The sequence below is a fragment of the Methylocella silvestris genome (genome assembly GCF_002891535.1).
Classification (GTDB): Bacteria; Pseudomonadota; Alphaproteobacteria; order Rhizobiales; family Beijerinckiaceae; genus Methylocapsa; species Methylocapsa silvestris_A.
In genome coordinates, this window is sequence record NZ_PDZR01000015.1 from 1 (window position 1) to 25,995 (window position 25,995).

Consider the following 25,995-nt stretch of genomic DNA (forward strand, 5'->3'; position numbering starts at 1 on the left):
CGGCGGGGTTGGGCGGGCGGCCGCTTCAGCCGCCGCCGCGCCCGTGCGGCGTGCCGCCGCCCAAGCCGGCAGTTCCATGCGGGAGAGCTTCGCCGCCGGCGCCCGGTCCAGTTTCGCCGCAACCGGCGGCTCATCGACCGGAGGGACGGTCGGCGGCAATTCACCAGGCGCGCCCGCGGCGCCCACGGGCGGATCGGAGGGTTCCGGCCCACCGGCCTGGACCCAGCGCATGAAGCGCAACCAGTCGATGGTCCACGGGGCACAAACCGCCGCGCAGGTCCTCAGGTCCGGCGACAGCCATGGCGGCGGCCATTCCGTCGATCTCTCTGGAGGAGAATAAGATGGCGCTGTTTCGCCGCCCCACGGTTCGCTTCGGCCGGACGCCCGAGCCTGAGACCCCATATCAGCGCGCCGCCCAGGTCTGGGACGACCGCATCGGCTCGGCCCGGGTGCAGGCCAAGAACTGGCGGCTGATGGCCTTCGGTTCGCTGGCGCTCTCCATGGGCCTCGCCGGCGGCCTCGTCTGGCAGTCGACCCACGGCAGCATCGTCCCCTGGGTTGTGCAGGTCGACAAGCTCGGCCAGGCGCAGGCTGTCGCCCCCGCCGCCGCCGACTACGCGCCAAGCGACCCGCAAATCGCCTGGTATCTCGCCCACTTTGTCCAGATGGTCCGCGCTCTGCCGGCCGATCCGATCATCGTGCGGCAGAACTGGCTGCAGGCCTACGACTTCACCACCACCTCGGGCTCCCAGGCGCTCAACGACTACGCCCGCGCGAACGACCCCTTCGCCAAGCTCGGCAAACAGCAGATCGCCATCGACGTCTCGAGCGTGATCCGCGCCTCGCCATCGAGCTTCCGGGTCGAATGGGTCGAGCATCGCTATCAGGACGGCGCGCTCGCCGACAACACCCGTTGGACCGCGATCCTCACCATCGCGATCCAGACGCCGACCTCCGCCGACGTGCTCCGCAAGAACCCGCTTGGCATCTACGTCACCGCAATCAACTGGTCGAAGGAGCTGGGACAATGACCCCACCGATTTCTAAGGAAGCCGGCGGTCCGGCTTCGCGTTTCTCCGTCATTCAGCAGACCCGGAAGGGCGCAGACATGGCTTTCCGTAAAGCCGGCCTCGCGGCTTTGCTGATGTCCTTCACCGCTCTCGGCGGCTGCGCGCACAATTTCATTCCGCCCGACATCAACTACGACAGCGCCGTGCCAGCGAAGCTCGCTTCCGATCCGCCGGCGCCCATCAAGATCGTGGAGCTGCCGAAGCCTCTTCCGTTGCCTGGACAACTGAAGCCGATCGACGGTGGAAAGCAGACACCCGAAGCCGCGGACCCGACCGTGCGCGTCAACCAGGCCAATGCCGCGGCGCGGATCCAGCCGGCGCGCAACGGCTTCATCAACGCGGTCCAGGTCTATCCGTTTTCGCGCGGCGCGCTATACCAAGTCTATACGGCGCCAGGTCAGATCACCGACATCGCGCTGCAGGAGGGCGAGCAGCTCGTCGGCTCCGGCCCCGTCGCCGCCGGCGACACGGTGCGCTGGATCATCGGCGATACCGAGAGCGGCGCGGGCGCCACCAAGAAGATCCACATCCTGGTCAAGCCGACGAGACCGGAACTGCTCACCAATCTGGTAATCAACACCGATCGGCGGACCTACCTCCTCGAACTGCGCTCGACCGAGAAGACCTACATGGCCTCCGTCTCCTGGCAGTATCCCGAAGACCAGCTCATCGCGCTTCGGCGGCAGAACCAGGAGGCCGACGCCGCGGCGCCGATCGCGACCGGCGTCGATCTCGCGTCAATCAACTTTCGCTATGCGATCCAGGGTGACAATCCGGCCTGGCGGCCGCTGCGCGCCTTCGACGACGGGAAGAAGGTCTACATCGAATTTCCGAGCGGGATTGCCCAGGGCGAAATGCCGCCGCTGTTCGTCATCGGTCCGGCCGGCGGCTCCGAGTTGGTGAACTACCGGGTCAACCGCAACTACTACATTGTCGACCGGCTGTTCCCCGCCGCCGAGTTGCGCCTCGGCGACAAGGACAGCGAGCGGCGAGTGCGCATCGTCCGCACCGACGGAAGGCCCCGGTCATGACGGCGGAAGGTCCTGAAGAAAAGCCGCCGTCGCCGACGCCCGTCGTGCCGCCTGATCTGCGGCTTCGGGGCGAGCGGCCGCGCGTCACGCGCTTGTCGCGCAGGGTGCTGATCGGCCTCGGCGCCGTTTCGGCGCTCGCCGTCGCGGGCGCGCTCGGCTACGCGCTCCAGACTCGCAACGCGACGCAAAGCGGCCCCGAACTGCTCTCCACGCAGAATCGTCCCTCCGCCGAGGGCCTCGCCGGATTACCTAGGGACTACACCGGCCTGCCGCGCCTGGCGCCCCCGCTTGGGCCGCCACTGCCCGGCGATCTCGGCAAGCCGATCCTCAATGCCGGCGCCGCACCCAACACCGTCGCTCCTGGAACGACGCCCGACCCGGAAGCGCAGCGCCGCGCCCAAGAGATTGAGGCGGCGCGGCTCAGCCGTCTCTTCGCCCAGACCAATCAGCAGCCTCAGCCGGTCGGGCTCACCGCCCCGGTTGCGGCAGGGACTACGTCGGGTCCAACGCCAACACCGCCGGTCGACGCCGGCGCCGCGCAGAACATGCAGGACCGCAAGACAGCCTTCCTCAACGCTTCGACGGACAAGCGCACGGTCAGTCCGGATCGGCTCGACGCCAAGGCCTCCCCTTATGTCGTGCAGGCCGGCACCGTGATCCCCGCCGCGCTCATCACCGGCATCCATTCCGATCTGCCGGGCCAGATCACCGCCCAGGTGACGGAGGCGGTCTATGACAGCCCAACCGGAAAATATCTTCTGATCCCGCAGGGTGCGAAGCTGATCGGCCAATACGACAGCTCTGTTGCCTTCGGCCAGAGCCGTGTCCTCCTGGTTTGGACCCGGATCATCATGCCGGACGGCGGCTCGATCGTGCTGGAGCGCCAGCCCGGCGCGGACACGCAGGGCTATGCCGGGCTCGAGGATGAGGTCGACAATCGCTGGGGCATGCTGTTCAAGGCCGCCGTCCTCTCGACTCTGCTCAGCGTGGGCGCGGAGGCAGGCACGAGCCAGGATGAGAACAACCTTGTTCAGGCGATCCGCAGCGGCGCTTCCAACAGCATCAGCCAGACTGGCCAGCAGATCGTCCAGCGCCAACTCAACATCCAGCCGACGCTGACGATCCGCCCCGGCTTCCCGGTCCGCGTCATCGTTACGCGTGACCTGGTGCTCGCGCCCTACGGACAGGGAGGGAAACCATGATGAAGCTTAAGCTCGGGCCGCTCGCTGATGACAAGCCGGTCAAGGTCAGCATTGAGCTGCCCGCCGGGGTGCATCGCGACTTGATCGCCTATGCCGAGATTCTAGGTCGGACCACCGGTCAGTCCGCGCCCGATCCGGCCAAGCTGATCGCGCCGATGATCGAACGGTTCATGGCGACCGATCGGGTATTCGCGAAGGCACGACGAAACCCTGCTCAGCCGGGAGCGAGAGCGCCCGAGAGATCGGGATAACGCTCTCGCAGGATAGCGAGAAAGGGTAGCAACGAAGGATTGAAGTTTGTCTGGCGCCAGTAGGCGCGGAAGGCAAGGCGAGTTGGTCCGTCCGCGTCATGCACCTCCCGATAAGTAACGCCGGGATAGACCGCTCCGGTCGCGCCCTCCAGTGCAAGCAAAATGCCCCATCCGGCACCGACCAGCGTGAGAAGCCGATCCAGTCCGACATCGTGGCGAAGAAGACGGCAAGGATCAGAATGTCCCACTTTAGTAACGAGCAGCTTTAGGAATTCCGGACCGGGACCGCGCTGCGGCAACAGCAGTACCTCATGTCTCAGGTCGCTCCAGTGAACAACATCGCGGCTTGCGAGCGGATGATCCTCCGCTAAGGCGACGACGACCCGCTCGCTCCACACCGAAAGCGACTTGTCATCCCGCCCGGGGTAGTTCTCGGCGACAAAGGCAACATCGATGGCGGAGTTTGCCACGTCGGAGATCAAGTGTTCGCTCGATCCATCGACAAAATGGATTTCGACGTCCGGAAACGCACGGCGGTGCTCCACCAACGTAGCCCTGAGATTGCCAGCCGAAAGCGACGCATGAACACCGACGGTTAGGCGGCCGCTCTCACCTCTCGACCGGGTTTTCAAGCGGGAGATCATGAGCTCGGTTTCTTCGATGATCCGTCGGGCTGCCTCAAGGAACTCTTGGCCAGCCGGGGTAAGCCGAGTGCCGCCGTTCGTGCGTTCGAATAGAGTAGCGCCGACCTCCTGCTCAAGATCTCGGATCCGTCGGCTCAGCGTTGATTGGCGCACATTCAATTTTTCGGCCGCTTGCCGCAAACTTCGAAATTGCGACACAGCGATTGCCCACTTCATGTTCTGAAGCTCAACACTCACTTAGTGAATTGTCCTCAGGGTCGGGCCTCGCGGTCCCCAGGCGCGCGTGACGAGTTTCGGCATCTCTTCGAGCGTTGGCAGGAGCGGCGCGTTGTCCCACCTCCTGTTCCAAGCGTCCGATGCGATCGAGCGCATACTCGAAGCCGCTGGACTCCAGCGCTTGCAGGAAGGCACAGGCGTCCGTACTCGGCGCCGGCGTGACGAGTTCGAGCAGCTCATCGAACTTGATCGTGACCTTGACGCCGTTCGGGGCAGCCAGCGAGTAGAGATGGAACGGATGCTGTCCGACGGTCAGTATCTTGTCATGCGTCGCGCCGGCAATGGGCCGATTGATGTTTGCGAAGCGACCGCCATTCTCCTTGTTCGAGGTCCAAACCGTGGACGGCGCGTAGTCGGTGGACTCAATCACGCTTGATCTCCTCGGGATTTGACGATGGCTCAGGCAGCAGGGGGATAATTCGACGGAAAGAGCGCCCGGCGCGTCTCCTCGTCGTTGACCGTCTTGAAGGTGTGCTCCTTGCCTACCTGCCGCGCTCGCGCCACGGCCGGCCGTGCGTCGACCCCCTCGAACAAGCGCTTGAGATTGGGATAAGGGGCCAAGGGATCCTCCGCGCCGCGGAGCACTACGGAGGCCCGGTCGAGCCAGCCCCAGGCGGATATGTCGGCGATAGTGTACTGGTCGCCGACTATGAACGCGCGGTCCGCGAGGTGGTCGTTCAGCACCTGATAGTGCCGCTCGGCCTCGCGACGATAGCGGTTGCGCGCGTAGTCGAGGCCTTCGGGCGCGGCGAACTGAAAATGCGCGGCCTGGCCCGAGAATGGGCCGAGGCCGGAGGCGAGGAAGAGGAGCCACGACAGCAGCTCGGGCCGGTCTTCAGCCGCGCCCCCGAGCTGGCCGGTCTTCTCCGCGAGATAGAGAAGAATCGCCGTAGAATCGAACACACGCGCCTCGCGGCCCCGGGGACCGTCCGTGTCGACGATAGCCGGGACCTTGCCATTGGGGTTGATCGCGAGGAAGGCCGGTGAATGCTGCTCCCCCTTGCTGGTGTCGACGGGGATCGTCTCGTATGGCTGCCCCGTTTCTTCCAGAAACAGCGCGACCTTGGCGGGATTCGGCGTCGGGTGAAAATAAAAGCGGATCAAGGTAGTTCCTTTCAACGATGGGTCGGTAGCGTCTAGTCGCGGGCCTGTATTGTGCTGCGAAAGTCGACGTTCTCAGCGCGGCATAGTTGGTTTTGGAGCGTTCACTCTAAAATGCGTAAGGCGGCTTTGATGACACCGATGTCCGACAGACCCAGGAACAGACTCCGGGCCAGCCGTGAACAGCCACCGTGCCCAAGGGCCGCCGCTGTCAGGGCGCAACTGCGCGGGCAGCCTGCCCGATTACATCGACCACGACCTCAGGGAAGGTTACGGGGATGGCGTGCGAAGATCTCAGTTCGATAACCTGGGAGCGGGCACGACCGGCTTCGAACTGAAACTCTGCTTGGGGGATGACAGGATCCAGAAGCGGCCGGATCTGCCAGCTCGGCTTGCTCGTCCAGGCAGCCGACGTCAGTTTCTCGTTGAGGGCCGCCAGCGAGATGGGTCGCTGGGTGGCGATCATCAGGGCGAGCTTGTCCTCGGGCACGTCAGCGGCCAGGAGATAACTGTACCTGTCGGCTTTGACCACGAGATTGGTGCCGCTGGTCCCGTCTGGCAAGGTGTACGGGATCAGCTCGACCGACGTCGCGAAGTCGCCGCCGGGAAACCGTTCGAGACAGTCGTTTGTCGATTCCCCCGCCGCAGGCATCGGTGAGCCCGCGTAGATAAGCCCCTTGACCTTGGGGTCGTCCCCGGCCTGACTGATGACGGCGCCGCCATAGGCGTGGGAAACGAGGAGCACGGGTCCCTCGATCGTGTCCAGCAGGCTTCGCAGGTACGCAGCATCGTGCGCAACGCCCCGCAAGGGATTGGAGAAGACCTTGATCGCGTAGCCTTCGCGCTGGAGCCCCTGGATCACACCATGAGTCCAAAGCGACGAATCTTCGACCGCGCCGTGTACGAGCACGACCGTAGGTTTCGTTGATGTAATATCCACTGGACGTCCTTTCGAGGAAAGCGGGAGGATGGGCGGCTGGCGCGTTGGTCACGCCAAGCCGCCCAAGGCCTGTCGGTATCGGCGATCAAGCGCCGACGTGCGGCCTTACTTGTGTACGATCACCTGCAGGCGAAGGACCTTGGTCTCGGCAAACAGATCGTCTGCCCGCTCGACAAACTCCTGCCCGGGAGGGCCGCTCATATGCGCTTCGCCAGCAGCTTCGTCGACGAAGGTGTCGAACACGCGATAGACGCCCGGCTCTCCTTCGACCTTCGAGCCGTGCCAGGTCAGGGTTCCCGCCTCGTCCTTCACCAGCGACGCTTCTTTTGCGAGAAACGCCTCCACTTCTGCTTCTTTGCCGGGCTTGGCCTTCATCTCGATCAGGAATGCAAACTTAGCCATTTCATTGCTCCTTTGTTGACATGCGCACGCTGCTGCGCGCGCCGCACTCAGCTGGCTTCATCGCCAGCTCAGTTTCGTGACTAAACTTCGACTTACGCGTTTAAGAGCGTCTGCTTGCCAGCTGATCCAGGACCGGGAACATCAGCGAGGGCTCGGGGCGGCGGGTATAATCGCCATTCACCTCGGCGTAGACGATCGTTCGGTCCTGCGCGATGACGTAGCGGGCACTCATCGGCAGGGTCCAGCTGTCCTCGCCATTGAAGATTGGCAGGTCGGCGCCGAGCGTCCTGTGAGCGACGCGCAGATACTCCGGCAGCGTCCAGCGCAGGTTGAACTGCGAGGCGACTTCGCCAGCGTGATCGCCCAAAATCGGGAAGCCGAGCCCGTTCTGCCGCTGGGACTTGCGGCTGTTGGGCGCCAGCTGCTGGGAGATCGCGACCAGGCTCGCACCGCGCGCCTCGATCTGCGGGCGGGCCGCCTCGAGCGCGGTCAGCTCGTAATTGCAGTACGGGCACCAGACGCCGCGATAGAAGGTCGCCACCAGGGGTCCTTTTGCGAGCAGCGCCTCGGACGAAACCGGATTGCCGTCCGGGTCGGGGAGGGTGAACGCCGGCGCAACGTCGCCGACCTTCAGCGCGCGAGCCGGCGCGCCCGACGCGATCAGCTCGTCGACCGAACGATGCAGGGCTTCGACTGCCGCCGGGGGGGCAAGTCGGGTATCGAATTCGACCTTGAAGGCATCGAGTTTGCCTTGCAGCGGCAAATCGGACTGCAAGATATGGGCGAAGGTTTCCTGGAAATTCATCGGGCGTCTCCTTGGCGGCTCAGCATCAGTGCTGCCGTGACGTTCAAATGATCCATTCTAAGAAATTGCAGTAGAACGGCTAAGGCGATATAACCTATTCAAATATGGAATAGGCGGTGTTGGATGGATCGATTGCATGCGATGGAAGTGTTTGTTCGCGTCGTTGAGAGTGGCTCCTTCTCCGCCGCCGCCCGCGATTTGCGGATTGGCCAACCCAATGTGTCGAAATTGGTCGCGGCGATGGAGGAGCGCCTTCAGGTGCGGCTTCTGGTCCGCACAACGCGCCAACTTCATCCGACCGAAGCTGGCCAGGCCTTCTACGAGCGGGCGCGCCGCACCCTCGCGGAAGCCGATGAGGCGGAGACCGCCGCGCGCGGATTGGGCAAAGGGCTCGATGGACGGCTGCGCGTCAGCGCGCCCGTCACGTTCGCGAGACTGCATGTCATTCCAAAGATCGGCGGGTTCCTGGACGCGCATCCAAATCTTGGTGTCGATTTCGTCCTCGACGATCGCTTCGTTGATTTGATGGGCGAGAACGTAGACGTCGCGCTGCGTGGGGGAGAGCTATCGGATTCGAGCCTCACCGCGCGAAAACTTGCCACGTGCGAGAGATTGGTCGTTGCGAGCCCTACATACCTCGCACGGATGGGCACTCCGTCCACCCCGGATGACCTGCTCGAGCACACCGCGCTTGTCTACACGCAGGGGCTGATCGCGGAGGAATGGCGCTTTCGTCGCGCGAGTGAGAATACGTCCGTCCGCATCCCCACGCGGCTGTCGTTCAGCGCGGCCGAGGGCGTTCGGGAGGCGGTCATTGCCGGCCTTGGCCTCGCGATCAGCACGCGGTGGGTCATGCAGCCGGAGCTTGCGAGCGGGAGCGTGGTCCCGGTGCTGACCGATTGGAAGCTTCCCGACGCTGACCTATGGGCCTTATTTCCGTCTGGGAGGCTGCCGACGGCGAAGGCGCGCGCGTTCGTGAGCTGGTTCGAAGAGATTTTCTCGAAGACGTAGGCGTCGTGGACAGAGGGTATCCACAGTTTGATCGAAGCAAGTGTGATGAACGCGAGGTAGGATTTTTTGGTGGTGTCGTTTCTGGTAGCAACCCGCCGCCAGTTTACGCGTGCTAAAAAGGCGCTCGACGAGATTGCGCCAGCGGTATTTCGCGCGATCGTGCGGGATGGGACGCGGCGATTGCTCTTGGTGGGGATGAGATAGCGAGGGTGAACGGTCCCGTCGGGCGCGCATGTCCGTGAGCGTTTCTACGTTGTGAGCGTATCGATGAACGTCATGTAAGCCGCCTCATCCATGAGAGCTTTGCTCTCTTTGCCATCCGCGACGCGAACTTTGTAAAACCAGCCCGCGCCCATCGGATCGACATTGACCATTGTCGGGTCATCGGTGACGCCAGCATTGACGGCCGTAACCTCGCCCGAGATGGGTGCATCGAGACCGTTGGACACCTTCACCGATTCCACGGCTGCCACCTCTTGGCCCCGTTCAAGGCGGGCGCCAACTTCCGGGAGATCGACATGGACCACTTCACCGAGCTGCGCCTGAGCATAATCGGTGATGCCAACGACCGCTTCGTCGCCGTCAAGGCGTATCCATTGGTGATCTTGGTTGAAGCGCATTGTGCTCATCTCACGCCCTCCAAGTCTTGATCGCCAATGCTCTGCGAAGGGCGTATGACGCTGGTGGACCAGGGCAAGGCTTGGGTGGATATATCGCAGCCCGTGGGGCGGCCAAGACCTTGCTGGCGCAGTCATCTATGTACGACCCGACGCGGCGAACCGCTAAACGCCGTTTTGCGAGCTAGGAATATGATATGAAGGTTCTTCTTTTTGGTGCGGTCCTGGTGATGTCGGTCGCGCCGGCAATTGCGGCGCCCTACCGTACACCCGTCCCCGCCACTTTCGAAAGCCGCGGCGCGGACCGGCGGGCGATTGTGAAGGTGCTCGACACTTACACAAAAGCCGTTTCAACCAAGAATCAGGCGTTGTTTGAGTCCTTGCTCCTAGACAAGGGCATTCCTTTCTCGGGCGTCCCGCTTTCCCGGAAGGATAAGGATCCTACGGTGAACACTTCACATTACGAGGAATTTCGCAAAGCTGTGTTCGAGGGAGAACCCTTCACGCAGAGCTTCAAGGACATCCACATCAAACAAGACGGTACCTTAGCGCAAGTCTCGCTGGTCTTCGAGAACAGCACTGCCACCGAAAAAAGCTGGGGCTGGAAGACGATGGAGTTGATCAAAGTGGGCGGACAATGGAAAATCGCCGCAGAGTTCTTCACCGGTTATAATTGATGGCTTGGATCGACGCGAATAATTATGGGATCGCTTACCCGGCGCGCCGGTGCTGCGACCTCCAAAACAACGCCGATTTTCGCGCCGCTCCCCGGCCCGAGCTCGTATTGCGGGCTGGCCGGCTGCACCCGGCGCTTCTACCGCGGAGATACGGTTGCCCTGTAACGGGGTGGTTGCCATCGCCGCCGGGTTGGTGTCGCTGAACAGCGGCACGTTCCTTCGAGCCGCTGACGTTCTCCCCGGAAAGCATGCCAAGGCAAGTCAGTTCATTCGATCGAGACGAGTGATGCCGCGATGCTGATGTTCCAAGGATCGGCTCGTTGAGCGTCGCGCCTGCGGCTGATCCGGGTCAGCCGGTCCGCATGACACTATCAGCCAATGCGCGGTCGTGACGAGGCCCTGCGCGAGCGGCCCCAGACATTTCTGAAGTCTCTCACTGTGATGGACGGGTGCGACGCATTATGAAATCGCGGTCTATCCACTGGCCTATCGGAAAATCATACTCGCCAACCGTTTCGAAGCCGTACGCCGCGTAGAACGCTTGGGCTTTTCGGTTGCCGGACCAGACTCCGATCCATTGTGCTCCGGCCGAACGGGTGCCCATCCAGGCAAGCGCAGCCTGCATCAGACGGCCGCCATGGCCTTGCCCCTGCTTGGCGCGGCTGACATAGAGACGGTTCAGCTCCATATCGGACGCCGCTACGTCGGGGTGCGGCAAGCTGCAGGGGCCAGCATCCGCATAGCCAATTAGCTTGCCTTCGTCGTCGATGACCCATGTTGCCTGGTCCCGATCGAGGAGTCTTGCTCGCACCACTGCCTCGGAACTCTTCTCTCCTTCGAACGCGGCGATATCTTCCGCCGAATACGGCATGGCGAAATCGACCAGTGACATCTCGCGCCAGGTTCGACGAGCCAAAGCTGCCAGGGCCTCCACATCGGTTGATCCCGCACGGCGCAGTGTGGACATCCCTATTCTCCATCGCGTTTCAATGGCGGCTGTCAGAGATGGCGAAGCTGCCCCCCTCCGTGGTATTTGCTTCGCCGTGCCGGCCGATGCGGCGCCGTCCCCTTCGCCCCGGACCGTGCTGCATTCAGTACAGGATCCAGCGCGTGCAGGTCCATTCCAGTCGCCGGTCGCCGGTTGGTCCTCGATCAAGTCGCGCATAGCAACTCGACCTAGGCCAACCTGTGGCTTGCTAATGGAAAGGTGATCCGGGTGAAAAGGCGCCGCGCCGCGTTGTCAGCCTCTCACAAACGCTCGGACGCTCGCCATATAGCTCTCGCCGATGGCGACCTCGCCGCCGGCGCGCAGGCGAACGACCCACTTTCCGGAGCGACCGCGACCGACCGCCACAACGCTTCGTTTCGCCACCAGGGCGGAGCGGTGAACCCTCAGGAAGGCCGCCGCGTCGAGCTCGCTTTCGAGCTGGGAAAGCGTCGAATGAAGCAGATAGGAGGAACTCCCTAAATGCAGCCGCATATAGTCGCCTTCCGCCGAGACGTAATCGATCCGATCGACGTCGATGCGGACCATGTCGCCGCCGTCGCGTACCCAGAACTCGGATCGAGGCTTGGTTCTTGAAAGCGAGGGCGCGCCTTCAGACTCTTGCACCCGATCGAGGGCCTGTCGTAGCCGGTCAAGGGTGACCGGCATCAACAGATAGTCAACTTCCTCACGAGCGAACGTTTGCACCGCGAACCGCTCGTGCGCCGTGGTGGAGACGATGCTCGGCGCGAGCTGACGGTTCAAATGGGCATCACGGGCGGCTTCGTCGACGAACGTGTCGAACACCCGATAGACCCCCGTTTCCCCTTCAACCCTTGTCGCATGCCACGTCAGGATTCCAGGTTTGTCTTTTACGAGCAGCGCTTCTCTCGCGAGAAACGCCTCGACCTCTGCTTCCTTTCCAGGTTTGGCCGTCATCTCGACCATCGATGCAAACCGAGCCATCTCCTTCCTCCTTTCGATGCGTTGCACACACGGTCGTGCGCGGCGCCAACTTGCTTTCACGTCGCCAGCTCAGTTTCCTTGACGTCGGCGATCGGCCCAAGGATCGCCGGATCGAACGCGTTGAGAGCGTTCCGATCGGACAGGCGCCTGGGCAGGTCTGGGTTCGCCAGGGCACCCCGCCCTATGGTGAGGATATCGGCACCTTCGTTCAGCGCGGCCGTCGCCCGCTCAATGTCGTGCAGACTGCCGTTGGCAAGGATCACCGCCTTGGGTGCATAGCGTTTGGCGAGACGCATCAAGGAGGGACCGCCCTTAGCGAACGCTGGCTGCCATGCCTCGAACTCGGTCACATGGATGAAATCGGCGCCGGCATCGGCCAGGCTGCCGAAGATGATCTCGGCATCGCGCTCCGCGCCCGCCCATTTGTGATGATAGTCATTCACCTTGGCTTGCGACAGACGGACGCCGACCGGCACCTTGGCACCCACCCGCGCACGCACCGCCTTGAGCGTTTCAAGGATCAAGCGCACCCGGTTCTCTGTGGCGCCGCCCCACTGATCCGTTCTGGCGTTGGCGTACTCGGTCAAAAACTGGTCGAGCAGATATCCATTGGCACCGTGGATCTCGACGGCGTCAAAGCCGGCGACTTCGATCGCGCGCCCCGCAGACTCGGCAAAGCCGTTGATTGCGTCGGCGATCTGATCCTCCTTCATCGCGGACGGCAGAACGTAGCGATCCTTGCCGTGATAGAACGTCATCTGTTCGCCCTTCGGCTGGACGGGCGACGGCCCTACGGTGCTGTCGCGAAATCGATTGTGCTGGCTGATAGCGCCGGCATGCATGAGCTGGGCGATGGCGAGTGTACCGTGCGCCTTAATGCCTCTGACGACCGGCGTCCAAGCACTGGCCTGCGTCTGGTCAGTCATACCGGGCTGATGGACATAGCCCTGCGAAAATGCCTGATCGGTGTATATGCCTTCGGTGATGACCGTCCCGAAGCCACCCTGTGCGAAACGCTCATAGTAGCGGGTCATCCTTTCGGTTGCTCGGCCATCTTCAGTCGCCGAGATGCGCGTCATCGGCGCGACCGAGAAGCGATTTTTCACGGTATGGCCGTTTATAACCATCGGTGCAAAAAGGGCGCGAGTATCGATGTCCATCGTACAAACCTCCGGAGGCGCCAAATCTTGGCGAAGCTCAGATCCACTCAATCGCTTCAAGGAACGTGAAACTGGTTCTGAGTTAGTCGGTCGAAGTCGCTTGCATCGTGGCGTTCGAGAAGTTGCTCGGACGGCTCCCCAAACAAACTGTTGACCATCCGCCCACGCTTGACCGCGGGGCGATCGGCGATGGCTTTTACCCAGCGCTGGACATTGGCATATTCGTCGAGTGACAGAAATTCAGCCGCGTCCCCATAGAACCGGCCGAGCGCGACATTCCCATACCAAGACCACACTGCGATATCGGCGATCGAATATTCATCGCCCGCCAGATAGGGCGTCTCCGCCAGGCGCCGATCGAGAACATCGTATTGGCGCTTCGCCTCCATCGCAAAGCGATCAATGGCATACTCGATCTTGGTTGGCGCATAGGCATAGAAATGCCCGAAGCCACCCCCGAGGTAGGGCGCACTGCCCATCTGCCAGAACAGCCAGGACAAGGTTTCCGCCCTCTTGGCAGGATCAGTCGGCAGGAGGGCCGCGAATTTCTCGGCCAGATAGGTCAAGATCGCGCCAGATTCGAATACGCGTATCGGGTCTTTGGCCGAGCGGTCGATCAGGGCGGGGATCTTGGAGTTGGGATTGACCTTGACGAAGCCGCTGCCGAATTGGTCTCCCTGTCCAATTCTGATCAGCCAAGCATCATATTCGGCGCCCTTATGGCCAAGCTCAAGCAGTTCCTCGAGAAAAATGGTCACCTTTTGACCATTTGGCGTGGCGAGAGAATAAAGTTGGAGCGAGTGCTTGCCGACCGGCAAGTCCTTTTCATGTGTTGACCCAGCAGTGGGCCGATTGATGGCGGCGAAGTCTCCACCATTAGGCTTGTTCCACACCCAGATTTTGGGCGGAGTATAATTGATTGCTTCGGACATAGTTATCTCCTCAGGCCCTGGGCCACGTTGAGCAATTGGATAAGATTTGATGCGACCGAGGAACGGATGCGAACTGGAGTGCCAATGCGGCACCCCGGATCACCCATCAAAGGCGGATGTGCTTCTGACAAATGCCGGACGTGTTCGGACCTGAGAAAACCAGCGTGAAAGCGCGGGAAGTCGGTCCCAGGGCAGCTCGTCGGCGACCGCGGATACGATCGTCACAGCTGCGATATCGGCGATTGAAAAAGCGTCGCCGGCGATAAACGTGCTTGCCGAAGCGAAGCGTTCCGCATCTTCGATGGCAGCCATGGAGCGATCGGACAGCACCTTTGCGGCGACGGCATCACCTTGAAGCTTTAGAAAAAATCCAGCGTGGTTCGGCACGATTACGTCCGTGACGAAATAGGTAAATCGCTCAAGCACACGGGCCTGGGCCCGCGCATCGCCTGCGTGCAGCAGTTTTTCCGGTGCCTTAGATCCGGCATAGAGCACGATCGCATTGGACTGAGTCAAAACGAATGGATCGTCCCGCTGCGAAAGATCGATCAGGGTCGGCACCTTTCCGGTCGGATTCAGGCGCCTGTATTCGACCTCGCCCTCGCCGGGCGCCCTTGGGTCGTAATGGCGCACGACGTAGGGCAATTCGGCTTCCTCCAACGCCATCGCAGCCCGAATGCAATTGCCCGTCTTCATCCCGTAGAGAACGAATGGCGATGAATGGTCGAATTCTTCTAGAACGCTCACTGTGGTAATCCTTAAAGGAAAAATGAAGACTGCTTTGTATGTAAAGTATATTCTACGCCGCCGTTACAGATTCCTTACGAACTGCAACAACGCCATTGGTCTGGGCGTGGTTTTGACTTTGGGTTTTGGGTGACGCAACCGCATCAAGTCCCGCAAGATGGGGCCCGGTGGGTACAATTCCAGGCGGGTTGAGCGCCTTTATGGAATAATAGCCCCGCTTGATGTGGTCGATATTCACGGTTTCGCGCACGCCCGGTATGGTCAGGATCCGGGCGAGGTAGGCTGTCAGTTCAGGATAGTCGGCAACTCGGCGAAGATTGCACTTGAACAGACCGTAATAGGCCGCGTCAAAACGCACCAACGTCACGAACAAGCGCAAGTCGGTCTCCGTCAAGGTGTCTCCGAACAGGTAAGCCCCGCGCCGGCTAAAGCGCTCTTCGAGCTCATCTAGCGCCAAGAACACATCAGCGAACGCTTCTTCGTATGCAACCTGGGTGGTGGCGAAGCCGGCACGGTAGACGCCATGGTTCAGCCGCGAATAGAGGTGGTCGTTCAATGCATCGATGTCTGCGCGAAGCGCCTCTGGGTAGAGGTCAAATTCGCCTCCGGCTAACTTGCCGAAACCGGAGTTGATCATCCGCATGATGTCCGCGGATTCGTTGTTAACGATCGTTTGGCGCTGCTTGTCCCAAAGCACCGGCACGGTCGCCCGACCCGTAAAATGAGGATCAACGTCAGTGTAGATTTCATGCAGGTAAGTGGCGCCGCTAAGCTCATCGCGGTGGGCCCCTGGGTAGTCGCCAAAGCGCCACCCCTCATCGGTCAGGACCGGTTCGACGACGCTCATCGAAATTACGGATTCAAGCTGCTTGAGCTTTCGGGCGATGACCGCGCGTGACGCCCATGGGCAGGTCAGCGCCACGTACAAGTGATAGCGACCGGCTTCGGCCCTGAAGCCATCACGTCCCGTCGGACCTGCCGCGCCATCTAGAGTAACCCAGTGGCGGAAACTGGAAATTTGACGAACATAGCCGCCCTTGGCGTCAGTGGCCTCCACGGGTTGCCATTTTGCCATCCATTTCCCGTCGACCAACATTGTTAAATCCTTTTTGAAATTGCTTTTCGGAAACTCAGCTTCATCTGATCGACCAGTGAACCTCGACGGAGTTGAGTGTGACGAAATCGAAGACGTTGATCATGGAAAGTACTTTTCCCATCCGGTCGATGCGGAAGGCCCGTAACTCTCAATGAAGAGACGTTGCGCCTTCCCCGGCTCGGACCTTCCGGATCTGCTGCCGAACCGATTTGCGCGCTGCGCGTGCGGCAACGGTGGTGTGCGACGGTGCTCCCCCATCGCCCCGCCCCACATTCAGTGCGCTAGTGCGCCGAAGATGAGGGCGGAACGGAATAGAGAGTCAGGCGGCGCGCTTACTTGCCAGCTGATCCAGGACCGGGAACATCAGCGAGGGCTCGGGGCGGCGGGTATAATCGCCATTCACCTCGGCGTAGACGATCGTTCGGTCCTGCGCGATGACGTAGCGGGCACTCATCGGCAGGGTCCAGCTGTCCTCGCCATTGAAGATTGGCAGGTCGGCGCCGAGCGTCCTGTGAGCGACGCGCAGATACTCCGGCAGCGTCCAGCGCAGGTTGAACTGCGAGGCGACTTCGCCAGCGTGATCGCCCAAAATCGGGAAGCCGAGCCCGTTCTGCCGCTGGGACTTGCGGCTGTTGGGCGCCAGCTGCTGGGAGATCGCGACCAGGCTCGCACCGCGCGCCTCGATCTGCGGGCGGGCCGCCTCGAGCGCGGTCAGCTCGTAATTGCAGTACGGGCACCAGACGCCGCGATAGAAGGTCGCCACCAGGGGTCCTTTTGCGAGCAGCGCCTCGGACGAAACCGGATTGCCGTCCGGGTCGGGGAGGGTGAACGCCGGCGCAACGTCGCCGACCTTCAGCGCGCGAGCCGGCGCGCCCGACGCGATCAGCTCGTCGACCGAACGATGCAGGGCTTCGACTGCCGCCGGGGGGGCAAGTCGGGTATCGAATTCGACCTTGAAGGCATCGAGTTTGCCTTGCAGCGGCAAATCGGACTGCAAGATATGGGCGAAGGTTTCCTGGAAATTCATCGGGCGTCTCCTTGGCGGCTCAGCATCAGTGCTGCCGTGACGTTCAAATGATCCATTCTCGATTCTTACAGAAGAGAGCTCGTGATAATATCATATATGCCGTTTTGGAATGTATGGGCGTGAATTTATGGAGCTGCCGGGATCACCAGAATTAAGCCGATTACGGATCCAAGGCCGCCGGCCACCCGGTGAAACCCGGCCGCTTAGCCCCAGAGCGCGAAGTTTTCTCGGGCCAATGGAGGGCAAGGGTCGATCTATGCTGCTAGGCGGGGGATGGCCCGCTCGACCAATCGCAAGAATCGGGTGTTGCGAGCCCCCACAACAGAATGGTCGTCAGAGGCCGACCCTGGGCGTTGCGTCTATCGCCTACCACCGAGAGGACAGTTGCGCGGGCAGGATTTGAACTTGCCCGGCGAGCGTCCAGTATCGGGATCGGGAACCGCCTTGGCGGCAGCTGGCGGTAGTTGCTGGCCATCCAAGTGGCCTCGGAACCGGCCTCATAGGCACGCCAGAGCACGCCCAAGCCGCACCCAGCTTTCGCCGGACTGCTTACATAGTGCTTACATTTTTTTGATAACCAGAATGTAAGCGCCAAAAGCGAAGGGCCGCCTCGCGGCGGCCCTGTCATAACGCTCTAATTTTCTTGAAGAAAATTTGGAGCGGGCGAAGGGATTCGAACCCTCGACCCCAACCTTGGCAAGGTTGTGCTCTACCCCTGAGCTACACCCGCATCCATCCGGCGGCTGCGGAGCCGACGGTTTCGGCTATATGGCGCAAACGAATTGCGATTGCAACAGCCGGTTTCGCCGAATTCGGTTGGCGGAGCCTGGCGCATTCCACGCGCCGCCGCCCGCGTAAGGGCTTCGACCGACCGGGCGCGGCGGCGTCTTGTGAAAATGCGTCCTGCCCGGACGCGCGGCGGCGCGGCAAAAGCTTGTCCCATTCCCGATGCGTCCGAAGCGCTCGGCCCGCGCTCTTCCAGGATGATACGCCCCCGCGCCCGCCTTGCGGGAAGCGCCGCGGCCTGCCATTGACGGACCGTCCGGATCGCCCCGCACACGCGCGCGATCGTTTAATTCGCTTGACGGGTTGGCGCAGATCGGCTATCGCCCCATCTTCAGCCTGAAACGCATGTTTCCGGGGACGCTTGCTGCGTCTCCGATTGAGTTAGGCGCCCCGCATGGGCCGGCCTCCACCGGACGCGGGCATTTTAATTTATTTCGCCGCTGCGCGCCTTGCCGCCGTCGCGGCCGATATGGAGACAGGTTTTGGCACGTATAGCTGGCGTCAATATTCCGACCAATAAGCGCGTCGTTATCGCGCTTCAATATATCCACGGCATCGGCTCCAAGAAAGCCGAAGAAATCTGCGCCAAGGTGAATATTCCCGACGCGCGTCGCGTGTCGGAGCTCACCGACGCCGAGGTTTTGCAGATCCGTGAGACCATCGACCGCGATTATCTCGTTGAGGGCGATCTGCGCCGCGAAGTCGCGATCAACATCAAGCGCCTGATGGACCTTGGCTGCTACCGGGGCCTCCGGCACCGTCGCCAGCTGCCCGTTCGCGGCCAGCGTACGCATACCAATGCGCGCACCCGCAAGGGCAAGGCGAAGCCGATCGCCGGCAAGAAGAAGTAGCCGCGCAACTGGCGAACCCGTTTCAATAAAGCTCCCGAGCGCCTGGCATTACGGGCGCGCCCGAAGGATTTGGACATATGGCAAAAGAAGCTACCCGCGTTCGTCGCCGCGAGCGCAAGAATATCGTTTCCGGCGTCGCCCATGTGAATTCGACATTCAACAATACAATGATCACCATCACGGACGCGCAGGGAAACACCATTTCCTGGTCGTCGGCCGGCACGATGGGGTTCAAGGGCTCGCGCAAGTCGACGCCCTACGCCGCGCAGATGGCGGCTGAGGATTGCGCCCGCAAGGCGGCCGAGCATGGCATGCGCACGCTTGAGGTCGAAGTGTCAGGTCCGGGTTCGGGTCGTGAATCGGCCTTGCGCGCGCTGCAGGCGGCGGGCTTTACCGTCACCTCCATCCGCGACGTGACGCCGATCCCGCATAATGGTTGCCGTCCGCGCAAGCGCCGCCGCGTCTGAGCGGCTCCCGGTCGGCCTGCCGCCATCCGGGGCGCTCTGTTTCTTACTCGATCTGCGCCGCGCCATGGTCCGCCGACCGGACCCTCCGCGCGTCGAAGTCCGGGCGCCATCGCGCGCCGCACCGTCAGAAAGGCTCTGTTCGTGATTCAAAAAAACTGGCAAGAGCTCACCAAACCCAACAAGCTTGAAGTGATTTCGGGCGACGATCCGAAGCGTTTTGCGACCATCGTCGCCGGGCCGCTCGAACTCGGCTTCGGGCTCACGCTCGGCAATTCCCTGCGTCGCATCCTTCTGTCGTCGCTGCAGGGCGCGGCGATCACCTCCGTCCATATCGACGGGGTGCTGCATGAATTCTCCTCGATTCCCGGCGTGCGCGAGGACGTGACCGACATCGTCCTCAACATCAAGGACATCGCGATCAAGATGCCGGGCGACGGGCCGAAGCGGCTCGTCCTCAAGAAGCAGGGGCCTGGCAAGGTCACTGCCGGCGACATCCAGACCAGCGGCGACATTTCCATCCTGAACCCCGGCCTCGTGATCTGCACGCTCGACGAGGGCGCCGAAATCCGCATGGAGTTCACGGTTCACGCTGGCAAGGGCTATGTCGCGGCCGACCGCAACCGGGCCGAGGACGCGCCGATCGGGCTGATCCCGATCGACAGCCTCTACTCGCCGGTCAAGAAAGTCAGCTATCGCGTCGAGAACACGCGCGAGGGCCAGAACCTCGATCTCGACAAGCTGACGCTCCAGGTTGAGACGAATGGCGCGCTGAGCCCGGAAGACGCCGTCGCTTTCGCCGCCCGCATCTTGCAGGATCAGCTCAACGTCTTCGTCAATTTCGAGGAGCCGCGCCGCGTCGAGGCGACGCCGTCGATCCCGGAGCTCGCCTTCAATCCGGCGCTCTTGAAGAAGGTCGACGAACTCGAGCTTTCGGTGCGTTCGGCGAACTGCCTGAAGAACGACAACATCGTCTACATCGGCGACCTCATCCAGAAGAGCGAAGGCGAAATGCTGCGCACGCCGAATTTCGGCCGCAAATCCTTGAACGAAATCAAGGAAGTGCTCGCGCAGATGGGCCTCCATCTCGGTATGGAGGTGAATGGCTGGCCGCCGGACAATATCGACGACCTCGCCAAGCGTTTCGAGGAACATTACTGAGCCCTCGCGGCTCGGCGCCATCGAGATCAATGTCCCGAAACGGGACAAAGCAGCGGCCGTACCTTGGCACGGCGGCCGCAACAATAATGGAGATAGCCAGATGTATCACGGCAACGCGCACCGCCGCTTCGGCCGCACCCACGAGCACCGCAAGGCGATGTTCGCCAATATGTGCCAGGCGCTGATCAAGCACGAACAGATCGTCACCACTCTGCCAAAGGCGAAGGATTTGCGCCCCGTGGTCGAGAAGCTGGTGACCCTTGGCAAGCGCGGCGATCTGCATGCGCGCCGGCAAGCCATCGCCCAGATCAAGGACGTCGCGCTCGTCGGCAAGCTGTTTGCCGTGCTGGGTCCGCGCTACAAGGATCGACACGGCGGCTATACCCGGGTGCTCAAGGCCGGCTTCCGCTACGGCGACAATGCGCCGATGGCCGTGATCGAATTCGTCGACCGCGACGTTGACGCCAAGGGCAAGGATTCCGGCCCCGTGTTCGGCGCGGATCAGGACGAGGCGGCCGTCGCGTCGTAAATGCGGGCGGCGGCGCCCAGTTCGGGCGCGAGGCCGCCGAGCCCTTTGCAAAAGCCGGGCGAATGTTTCACCCGATCGCGCCATGGCGCAATCCCATGGCGCCGATCCATGCCATGGAGCGGTCCATGACGACGGGATTTTTCGCAAGGCGCGATGATCGCCTGCGCCGCGCTTGCGGCGTCGCGCTTGCGCTTGTTGTCGGCTTTGGCCTTTCCGCGCAGGCGGAGACGGCGCGTCAGGCGCCGCAGGCCGCGACCGAGGTAATGCTCTCTCTCGCGCCGGTGGTGAAAAAGGCGCAGCCCGCGGTCGTGAATGTCTATGCGTCGCGCACGGAAAAGCGGTCGCGCAACGCTCTCTACGACGATCCGATTTTTGAGCGGTTTTTCGGCGGGGGCGGGCGCCCAGGCGGCTCGACCTCGCGCTCGCTCGGCTCCGGCGTGCTGGTCGATTCCTCCGGCCTCGTCGTCACCAATTATCACGTCATCGAAGGCATGACGGACGTCAAGGTCGCGCTTGCCGACAAGCGTGAGTTCGATGCCGACATCGTGCTGCGCGACCAGCGCACCGATCTTGCGGTGCTTCGCTTGAAGGGCGGCGCCAATTTCCCCGTGATGGAGCTTGGCGATTCCGACGCCCTCGAAGTCGGCGACTTCGTGCTGGCGATCGGCAATCCCTTCGGCGTCGGCCAGACCGTGACGCAGGGGATCGTTTCGGCGCTGGCCCGCACCCAGGCGGGCATTTCCGATTCCGGCTTTTTCATTCAGACCGACGCGGCCATCAATCCGGGCAATTCCGGCGGCGGCCTCGTCGATATGAGGGGCCGACTCGTCGGCATCAATTCGGCGATCTTCTCGCAAACGGGCAATTCCGTCGGCATCGGCTTCGCGGTTCCGAGCAATATGGTGCGGGTTGTCGTCGCGGCGGCGAAATCCGGCCAGCGCGTGCGGCGGCCCTGGCTGGGGGCGAGCCTGCAGGCGGTCTCGCGGGAAATCGCCGACTCGCTCGGCCTCGACCGCCCGTCGGGGGCCCTCGTCGCCGAAGTCACGGATGGCGGACCGGCGGACAAGGCCGGCGTCAAGCGCGGCGACATCATCGCCGCCGTCGACGGTCAGACGATCGACGATCCTGAAAGCTTCGGCTATCGCCTGTCGACCAAGGCGCTCGGCGGCGAGGCCTCGCTTTCGCTGATGCGCAACGGCAAGCCGCTGAACGTCAAGCTGGCGCTATCGCCCGCGGCGGAAATCCCGGCGCGCGATCCGGTCAAACTGAAAGGTCCCTCGCCTTTCTCCGGCGCGACGGTGATCAATTTGTCGCCGGCGGTGATGGAGGAAATGTCAATACACGGCGTCAATGATGGCGTCGTGATCGGCGAAATCGAGGATGGGTCGACCGCGGCGGAGGTCAATTTCCAGAAGGGCGACGTGATTCTTCTCATCAATGACGTCAAGATCCAGACGACCCGCGATCTTGAGAAGGCGGTCAACGGCCGCCATGCCTATTGGAAGCTGACCATTTTGCGCGGCGGGCAGGTGGAGACAACAGTGCTCGGGGGCTGAATCCTGCGCCGCGTTCCTTCGTCCGGCAGAATCGGCAAGGTTGAACCATGAGCGATCTCTTCGCGGCTGCGGGCCTTGAGACATCGGCGCCGCATCCGCTCGCCGATCGCCTGCGCCCGAAAACGCTGGCCGAGGTCGTCGGGCAGGATCATCTTGTCGGCCCCGATGGCGCGCTGACGCGGCGCATCGCATCGGGTTCGCTTGGAAGCCTGATCTTCTGGGGGCCGCCCGGCACTGGCAAGACCACGGTCGCGCGCCTGCTCGCGCATGAGACGAATTTCGCATTCGTCCAGGTCTCGGCAATTTTTTCCGGCGTCGCGGAGCTCAAAAAACTGTTTGAGGAGGCGCGCGGACGGCGCGCCGTCGGCCAGGGCACGCTGCTATTCGTCGATGAGATCCATCGCTTCAATCGAGCGCAGCAGGATGGTTTCCTTCCCGTGATGGAGGACGGCGCCATCACTTTGATCGGTGCGACCACCGAAAATCCGAGTTTTGAACTCAACGCCGCTCTGCTCTCACGCGCCAGCGTCCTGACTTTCCGCGCCCTCGACGAAGAGGCGATCGAGAAGGTTTTAATAAGGGCGGAAACGCTCGAGGCGCGGCCTTTGCCGCTGGAGCCCGGGGCCCGCGCCGCGTTGGTGCGGATGGCTGACGGCGATGGCCGCGCCGCCCTGACGCTCGCCGAGGAGGTCTGGCGCGCCGCCGCACCCGGCGAAATCTTCGGCCCGGAACAACTCGCCGAGATCGTGCAGCGCCGCGCGCCGATCTACGACAAGGCGCAGGAGGGCCATTACAATCTGATCAGCGCGCTGCACAAGGCTGTGCGCGGCTCGGATCCAGACGCCTCGCTCTATTACCTCGCGCGCATGTTCGACGCCGGCGAGGATCCGCTGTTTCTCGCAAGGCGCGTGGTGCGAATGGCGGTGGAGGATATCGGGCTCGCCGACCCGCAGGCGCTGGTCATCGCTAACGCCGCCAAGGACGCCTATGATTTTCTCGGCTCTCCCGAGGGGGAGCTCGCCATCGCGCAGGCGGTGATTTACCTGGCGACGGCGCCAAAGTCGAACGCGGCCTATATCGCCTACAAGAGCGCGATGCGCCTCGCCAAGGAGCATGGTTCCCTGATGCCGCCAAAGGTCATCCTGAACGCGCCGACGAAGCTCATGAAAAACGAAGGCTATGGCTCAGGCTACGCTTATGACCATGACGAGCCGGATGCTTTTTCAGGCCAGAACTATTGGCCGGAGGCGCTTGGCCGACAAAAGCTCTATTCGCCGACGGCAAGAGGGTTCGAGCGCGATTTGCGCGAGCGGCTCGCCTATTGGGCGAAGCTGCGCAAGGCGCGCGATCCAGAATCCTGAGGGCGCGCGACGCGCAAAGTTCACTCTTTGTGCGTAATGCCCTCAATGCGCTTTTGCATTTCGTCGAGCTGGCGTTTCATATCTTCGATATCGCTTTTCGTCGTTGGCGCCGGCTCCGCTTCGGGCAAGGGCTCCGGCGTCGCCAGCGGGGCGACGAAGGGCGTGAACATCGCCAGCGCCTGGTTGAAGAGCGCCATATTCTTGCGCGCCTGCTCCTCGAGAGAGACGAAGCTCGGCCCGAGCGCATGGGGACCGATGCCGCTCGCCATCTTGTCGCGGAACCGGCCTTGCTCGCTGGTCAGCTTGTCGATCGAGAATTCGAGATAGGTCGGCACCAGCATCTGCATGCTGTCGCCATAAAAGCGGATGAGCTGGCGCAGAAAAGCGATCGGCAGGAGGCTCTGTCCGCCCTTGCCCTCCTGTTCGAAGATGATCTGCGTCAGCACTGACCGCGTAATGTCTTCGCCGCTCTTGGCGTCGAAAACAACGAAATCTTCGCCTTTCTTGACCATCCCGGCAAGGTCTTCCAGCGTGACATAGGCGCTGGTGCCGGTGTTATAGAGGCGCCGGTTCGCGTATTTCTTGATTGTGATGGGTTGTTTGTCATGTGCCATGGCCGGTCGTCCACCTCCGGAAGTCGCTACGTGAGCCATCTGCTTCGCTTTCTCCAAGGATGTTGCGGCCGACCTCACCTTTTCTTGTTTGGATGAATCGATCCCAAAATGACGCGCCGCGGTCAAGCCTCTTTCGAGCGAAACTTGCGCAAACACAAAGCAAGCGCAGCGGCGCTTAAGCTTTTCGCCGTGCCGGGTCGGATCGGACTTTGTTCAGGATATGACGTTTGGAGCAGGGCGAGAACTGTTTTCTGCGGCGATTTTTTGCTCCCTTTTTCGCCGCGGCCACTATAATCCATTTCGACGGCGCTCTGTTGTCGTAGGATCATGCGGGCAAGAGCCTTTGGAGTTTGGACGCTCCGCAATGGCCGCCCCAAGGAGGATGCCCATGTCTGATATTGTTATCGTGAGCGCGGCGCGCACCGCCGTCGGCGCATTCAACGGAGGCTTCGCGGCGGTCCCGGCGCATGAGCTTGGCGCGGCGGCCATCAAGGGCGCGCTGGAGCGGGCCGGCGTCGAGGCGGGTGAAGTCGACGAAGTCATTCTCGGGCAAGTGCTGACGGCGGGGCAAGGGCAGAATCCGGCGCGTCAGGCGTCGATGAAGGCCGGCGTGCCGCAGGAGCGCACGGCCTTCAACATCAATCAGTTGTGCGGCTCGGGATTGCGCGCGGTCGCGCTCGGACTGCAGCAGATCGCCGGCGGCGACGCCAATATCATTGTCGCGGGCGGTCAGGAAAGCATGTCGCAGGCGCAGCACAGCGCCTATTTGCGCTCTGGCGTCAAGATGGGCGACCTCAAATTCGCCGACACCATGATCACCGACGGGCTGACGGACGCCTTCAACCGCTATCATATGGGTCAGACTGCCGAGAACATCGCCGCCAAATGGCAGCTGACCCGCGACGAACAGGATCGTTTCGCCGTCGCCTCGCAGAACAAGGCGGAGGCGGCGCAAAAAGGCGGCAAGTTCGACGAGGAAATCATCCCCTACACGATCAGCACCAAAAAGGGCGATATCGTCGTCGACAAGGATGAGTTCATCCGCATGGGCGCGACGCTTGAGGCGCTCGCCAAGCTGCGCCCAGCCTTCAACAAGGAAGGCAGCGTGACCGCCGGCAACGCCTCCGGCATCAACGACGGCGCTGCGGCCGTGGTGCTGATGACCTCCGCCGAGGCGGCCAAGCGCGGCCTTGAGCCGCTGGGCCGCATCGCCTCGTGGGCGACGGCGGGCGTCGATCCGGCGATCATGGGCACGGGCCCCATTCCGGCTTCGCGCCGGGCGCTGGAAAAGGCCGGCTGGAAGGTTGCCGATCTTGATCTGATCGAGGCCAATGAGGCCTTCGCCGCGCAATCGCTGGCGGTCTGCAAGGATCTCGCGCTCGATCCCGACAAGGTCAACGTCAATGGCGGCGCGATTGCGATTGGCCATCCGATCGGCGCTTCGGGCGCCCGCGTGCTGGTCACCCTGCTGCATGAATTGCGTCGACGCAACGGCAAGAAGGGCCTCGCCACGCTTTGCATCGGCGGCGGCATGGGCATCGCGCTGACCATCGAACGCTAAGACCTAAAGCGGCGAGGCGCTTGAAGACGCGCCTCGCTGCTTCGGAGCCGCTTGACCAAAGTCCAGGGAAGGGCGGCTTTTTTGCGTTTTGGACCGAAGAGAATACGATTGACAGGCGGCGGCTGTTAAAGTGACGCATTAAAGAAAAACAGCGTGAAAGCTGGATTGGGGA

General features: G+C 62.2%; 27 protein-coding genes, 1 tRNA gene and 2 pseudogenes. 14 read left to right on the top strand and 16 right to left on the bottom strand.

Translation table 11 applies throughout. From position 1 onward, the window contains the following. From CR492_RS13025 to CR492_RS13045, 5 genes and pseudogenes are all read left to right on the top strand, one after another. Nucleotides 1–340: pseudogene (locus CR492_RS13025) on the top strand (P-type conjugative transfer protein TrbL); the annotation flags it as partial. 1 nt (nt 341) lies between these two features. Further along, nucleotides 342–1,031, top strand: coding sequence for a conjugal transfer protein TrbF (gene trbF / locus CR492_RS13030; RefSeq protein WP_102844184.1), 690 nt, complete (start codon nt 342–344; stop codon nt 1,029–1,031). After that, nucleotides 1,028–2,101: a P-type conjugative transfer protein TrbG gene (gene trbG, locus CR492_RS13035; protein ID WP_102844185.1), complete on the top strand. Its 1,074-nt coding sequence runs from the start codon at nt 1,028–1,030 to the stop codon at nt 2,099–2,101. Before trbF ends, trbG begins: the two co-directional genes overlap by 4 nt. Continuing rightward, entirely contained in the window at nt 2,098–3,303 is a 1,206-nt protein-coding gene (locus tag CR492_RS13040; protein WP_102844186.1) for a TrbI/VirB10 family protein, read from the top strand. Before trbG ends, CR492_RS13040 begins: the two co-directional genes overlap by 4 nt. Further along, complete coding sequence (locus CR492_RS13045) at nt 3,300–3,554, top strand: DUF2274 domain-containing protein (protein ID WP_102844187.1); 255 nt, start codon at nt 3,300–3,302, stop codon at nt 3,552–3,554. Before CR492_RS13040 ends, CR492_RS13045 begins: the two co-directional genes overlap by 4 nt. On the opposite strand, the gene CR492_RS13050 is transcribed toward CR492_RS13045, so the two are convergent. The 6 genes and pseudogenes from CR492_RS13050 to CR492_RS13075 all read right to left on the bottom strand — a co-directional run bounded on the left by CR492_RS13050 (nt 3,518) and on the right by CR492_RS13075 (nt 7,680). Beyond that, nucleotides 3,518–4,435, bottom strand: a complete 918-nt coding sequence (locus CR492_RS13050; RefSeq protein ID WP_102844188.1) for a LysR family transcriptional regulator — start codon at nt 4,433–4,435, stop codon at nt 3,518–3,520. The two genes, CR492_RS13045 and CR492_RS13050, sit on opposite strands and share 37 nt — an antisense overlap. Nucleotides 4,436–4,617: 182 nt before the next feature. After that, a pseudogene (locus CR492_RS13055) lies at nt 4,618–4,844 on the bottom strand (glutathione-dependent disulfide-bond oxidoreductase); the annotation flags it as partial. Nucleotides 4,845–4,873: 29 nt separating this feature from the next. After that, complete coding sequence (locus tag CR492_RS13060; protein WP_102844189.1) at nt 4,874–5,578, bottom strand: glutathione S-transferase family protein; 705 nt, start codon at nt 5,576–5,578, stop codon at nt 4,874–4,876. A gap of 208 nt (nt 5,579–5,786) precedes the next feature. Further along, nucleotides 5,787–6,515, bottom strand: coding sequence for an alpha/beta fold hydrolase (locus CR492_RS13065; RefSeq protein ID WP_210200252.1), 729 nt, complete (start codon nt 6,513–6,515; stop codon nt 5,787–5,789). Between the two features lie 105 nt (nt 6,516–6,620). Further along, complete coding sequence (locus CR492_RS13070) at nt 6,621–6,917, bottom strand: putative quinol monooxygenase (protein ID WP_102844190.1); 297 nt, start codon at nt 6,915–6,917, stop codon at nt 6,621–6,623. Nucleotides 6,918–7,017: 100 nt separating this feature from the next. Next, nucleotides 7,018–7,680: a peroxiredoxin-like family protein gene (locus CR492_RS13075; RefSeq protein WP_210200253.1), complete on the bottom strand. Its 663-nt coding sequence runs from the start codon at nt 7,678–7,680 to the stop codon at nt 7,018–7,020. A 165-nt stretch (nt 7,681–7,845) separates the two neighbouring features. Between CR492_RS13075 and CR492_RS13080 the strand changes: the two genes are divergently transcribed. Beyond that, nucleotides 7,846–8,733, top strand: coding sequence for a LysR family transcriptional regulator (locus tag CR492_RS13080; RefSeq protein ID WP_180982542.1), 888 nt, complete (start codon nt 7,846–7,848; stop codon nt 8,731–8,733). A gap of 248 nt (nt 8,734–8,981) precedes the next feature. On the opposite strand, the gene gcvH is transcribed toward CR492_RS13080, so the two are convergent. Continuing rightward, nucleotides 8,982–9,362: a glycine cleavage system protein GcvH gene (gcvH, locus tag CR492_RS13085; RefSeq protein ID WP_102844193.1), complete on the bottom strand. Its 381-nt coding sequence runs from the start codon at nt 9,360–9,362 to the stop codon at nt 8,982–8,984. A 185-nt stretch (nt 9,363–9,547) separates the two neighbouring features. On the opposite strand from gcvH, the gene CR492_RS13090 reads away from it, so the two are divergent. Next, nucleotides 9,548–10,027: a hypothetical protein gene (locus CR492_RS13090; protein ID WP_102844194.1), complete on the top strand. Its 480-nt coding sequence runs from the start codon at nt 9,548–9,550 to the stop codon at nt 10,025–10,027. Between the two features lie 433 nt (nt 10,028–10,460). Here CR492_RS13090 and CR492_RS13095 read toward each other — a convergent pair whose 3' ends face one another. The 8 genes from CR492_RS13095 to CR492_RS13130 all read right to left on the bottom strand — a co-directional run bounded on the left by CR492_RS13095 (nt 10,461) and on the right by CR492_RS13130 (nt 17,670). Beyond that, nucleotides 10,461–10,994 carry a GNAT family N-acetyltransferase gene (locus CR492_RS13095; RefSeq protein ID WP_102844195.1) on the bottom strand — a complete coding sequence of 178 codons (534 nt, stop codon included), beginning with the start codon at nt 10,992–10,994 and terminating at the stop codon, nt 10,461–10,463. A 273-nt stretch (nt 10,995–11,267) separates the two neighbouring features. Next, nucleotides 11,268–11,978, bottom strand: coding sequence for a LytTR family transcriptional regulator DNA-binding domain-containing protein (locus tag CR492_RS13100; protein WP_102844267.1), 711 nt, complete (start codon nt 11,976–11,978; stop codon nt 11,268–11,270). 56 nt (nt 11,979–12,034) lie between these two features. Beyond that, complete coding sequence (locus CR492_RS13105) at nt 12,035–13,138, bottom strand: NADH:flavin oxidoreductase (protein ID WP_102844196.1); 1,104 nt, start codon at nt 13,136–13,138, stop codon at nt 12,035–12,037. A 56-nt stretch (nt 13,139–13,194) separates the two neighbouring features. Then, complete coding sequence (yghU, locus tag CR492_RS13110; protein ID WP_102844197.1) at nt 13,195–14,070, bottom strand: glutathione-dependent disulfide-bond oxidoreductase; 876 nt, start codon at nt 14,068–14,070, stop codon at nt 13,195–13,197. Nucleotides 14,071–14,169: 99 nt separating this feature from the next. After that, nucleotides 14,170–14,817, bottom strand: coding sequence for a glutathione S-transferase family protein (locus CR492_RS13115; RefSeq protein ID WP_348626718.1), 648 nt, complete (start codon nt 14,815–14,817; stop codon nt 14,170–14,172). 52 nt (nt 14,818–14,869) lie between these two features. Next, on the bottom strand, nt 14,870–15,913 hold the full coding sequence (locus tag CR492_RS13120) for a glutathione S-transferase family protein (RefSeq protein WP_102844199.1): 1,044 nt from the start codon (nt 15,911–15,913) through the stop codon (nt 14,870–14,872). A gap of 319 nt (nt 15,914–16,232) precedes the next feature. After that, nucleotides 16,233–16,898, bottom strand: a complete 666-nt coding sequence (locus CR492_RS13125; RefSeq protein ID WP_210200254.1) for a peroxiredoxin-like family protein — start codon at nt 16,896–16,898, stop codon at nt 16,233–16,235. A 697-nt stretch (nt 16,899–17,595) separates the two neighbouring features. After that, nucleotides 17,596–17,670: transfer RNA gene (locus tag CR492_RS13130), tRNA-Gly, on the bottom strand. A gap of 538 nt (nt 17,671–18,208) precedes the next feature. Between CR492_RS13130 and rpsM the strand changes: the two genes are divergently transcribed. The 6 genes from rpsM (at nt 18,209) to CR492_RS13165 (ending at nt 23,648) form a co-directional block, all read left to right on the top strand. Beyond that, nucleotides 18,209–18,577: a 30S ribosomal protein S13 gene (gene rpsM, locus CR492_RS13140; RefSeq protein WP_012591969.1), complete on the top strand. Its 369-nt coding sequence runs from the start codon at nt 18,209–18,211 to the stop codon at nt 18,575–18,577. A 77-nt stretch (nt 18,578–18,654) separates the two neighbouring features. After that, on the top strand, nt 18,655–19,044 hold the full coding sequence (rpsK, locus tag CR492_RS13145) for a 30S ribosomal protein S11 (protein WP_012591970.1): 390 nt from the start codon (nt 18,655–18,657) through the stop codon (nt 19,042–19,044). A 141-nt stretch (nt 19,045–19,185) separates the two neighbouring features. After that, complete coding sequence (locus CR492_RS13150) at nt 19,186–20,202, top strand: DNA-directed RNA polymerase subunit alpha (RefSeq protein WP_102844202.1); 1,017 nt, start codon at nt 19,186–19,188, stop codon at nt 20,200–20,202. Nucleotides 20,203–20,302: 100 nt separating this feature from the next. Then, nucleotides 20,303–20,731 carry a 50S ribosomal protein L17 gene (gene rplQ, locus CR492_RS13155; RefSeq protein ID WP_102844203.1) on the top strand — a complete coding sequence of 143 codons (429 nt, stop codon included), beginning with the start codon at nt 20,303–20,305 and terminating at the stop codon, nt 20,729–20,731. A gap of 125 nt (nt 20,732–20,856) precedes the next feature. After that, on the top strand, nt 20,857–22,287 hold the full coding sequence (locus CR492_RS13160) for a Do family serine endopeptidase (protein WP_102844268.1): 1,431 nt from the start codon (nt 20,857–20,859) through the stop codon (nt 22,285–22,287). A gap of 47 nt (nt 22,288–22,334) precedes the next feature. Continuing rightward, nucleotides 22,335–23,648, top strand: coding sequence for a replication-associated recombination protein A (locus tag CR492_RS13165; RefSeq protein ID WP_102844204.1), 1,314 nt, complete (start codon nt 22,335–22,337; stop codon nt 23,646–23,648). Between the two features lie 20 nt (nt 23,649–23,668). On the opposite strand, the gene phaR is transcribed toward CR492_RS13165, so the two are convergent. Continuing rightward, nucleotides 23,669–24,262 carry a polyhydroxyalkanoate synthesis repressor PhaR gene (phaR, locus tag CR492_RS13170; protein ID WP_102844205.1) on the bottom strand — a complete coding sequence of 198 codons (594 nt, stop codon included), beginning with the start codon at nt 24,260–24,262 and terminating at the stop codon, nt 23,669–23,671. 382 nt (nt 24,263–24,644) lie between these two features. Between phaR and CR492_RS13175 the strand changes: the two genes are divergently transcribed. Then, nucleotides 24,645–25,823, top strand: a complete 1,179-nt coding sequence (locus CR492_RS13175; RefSeq protein WP_280951544.1) for an acetyl-CoA C-acetyltransferase — start codon at nt 24,645–24,647, stop codon at nt 25,821–25,823. Nucleotides 25,824–25,995 lie beyond the last annotated feature (172 nt).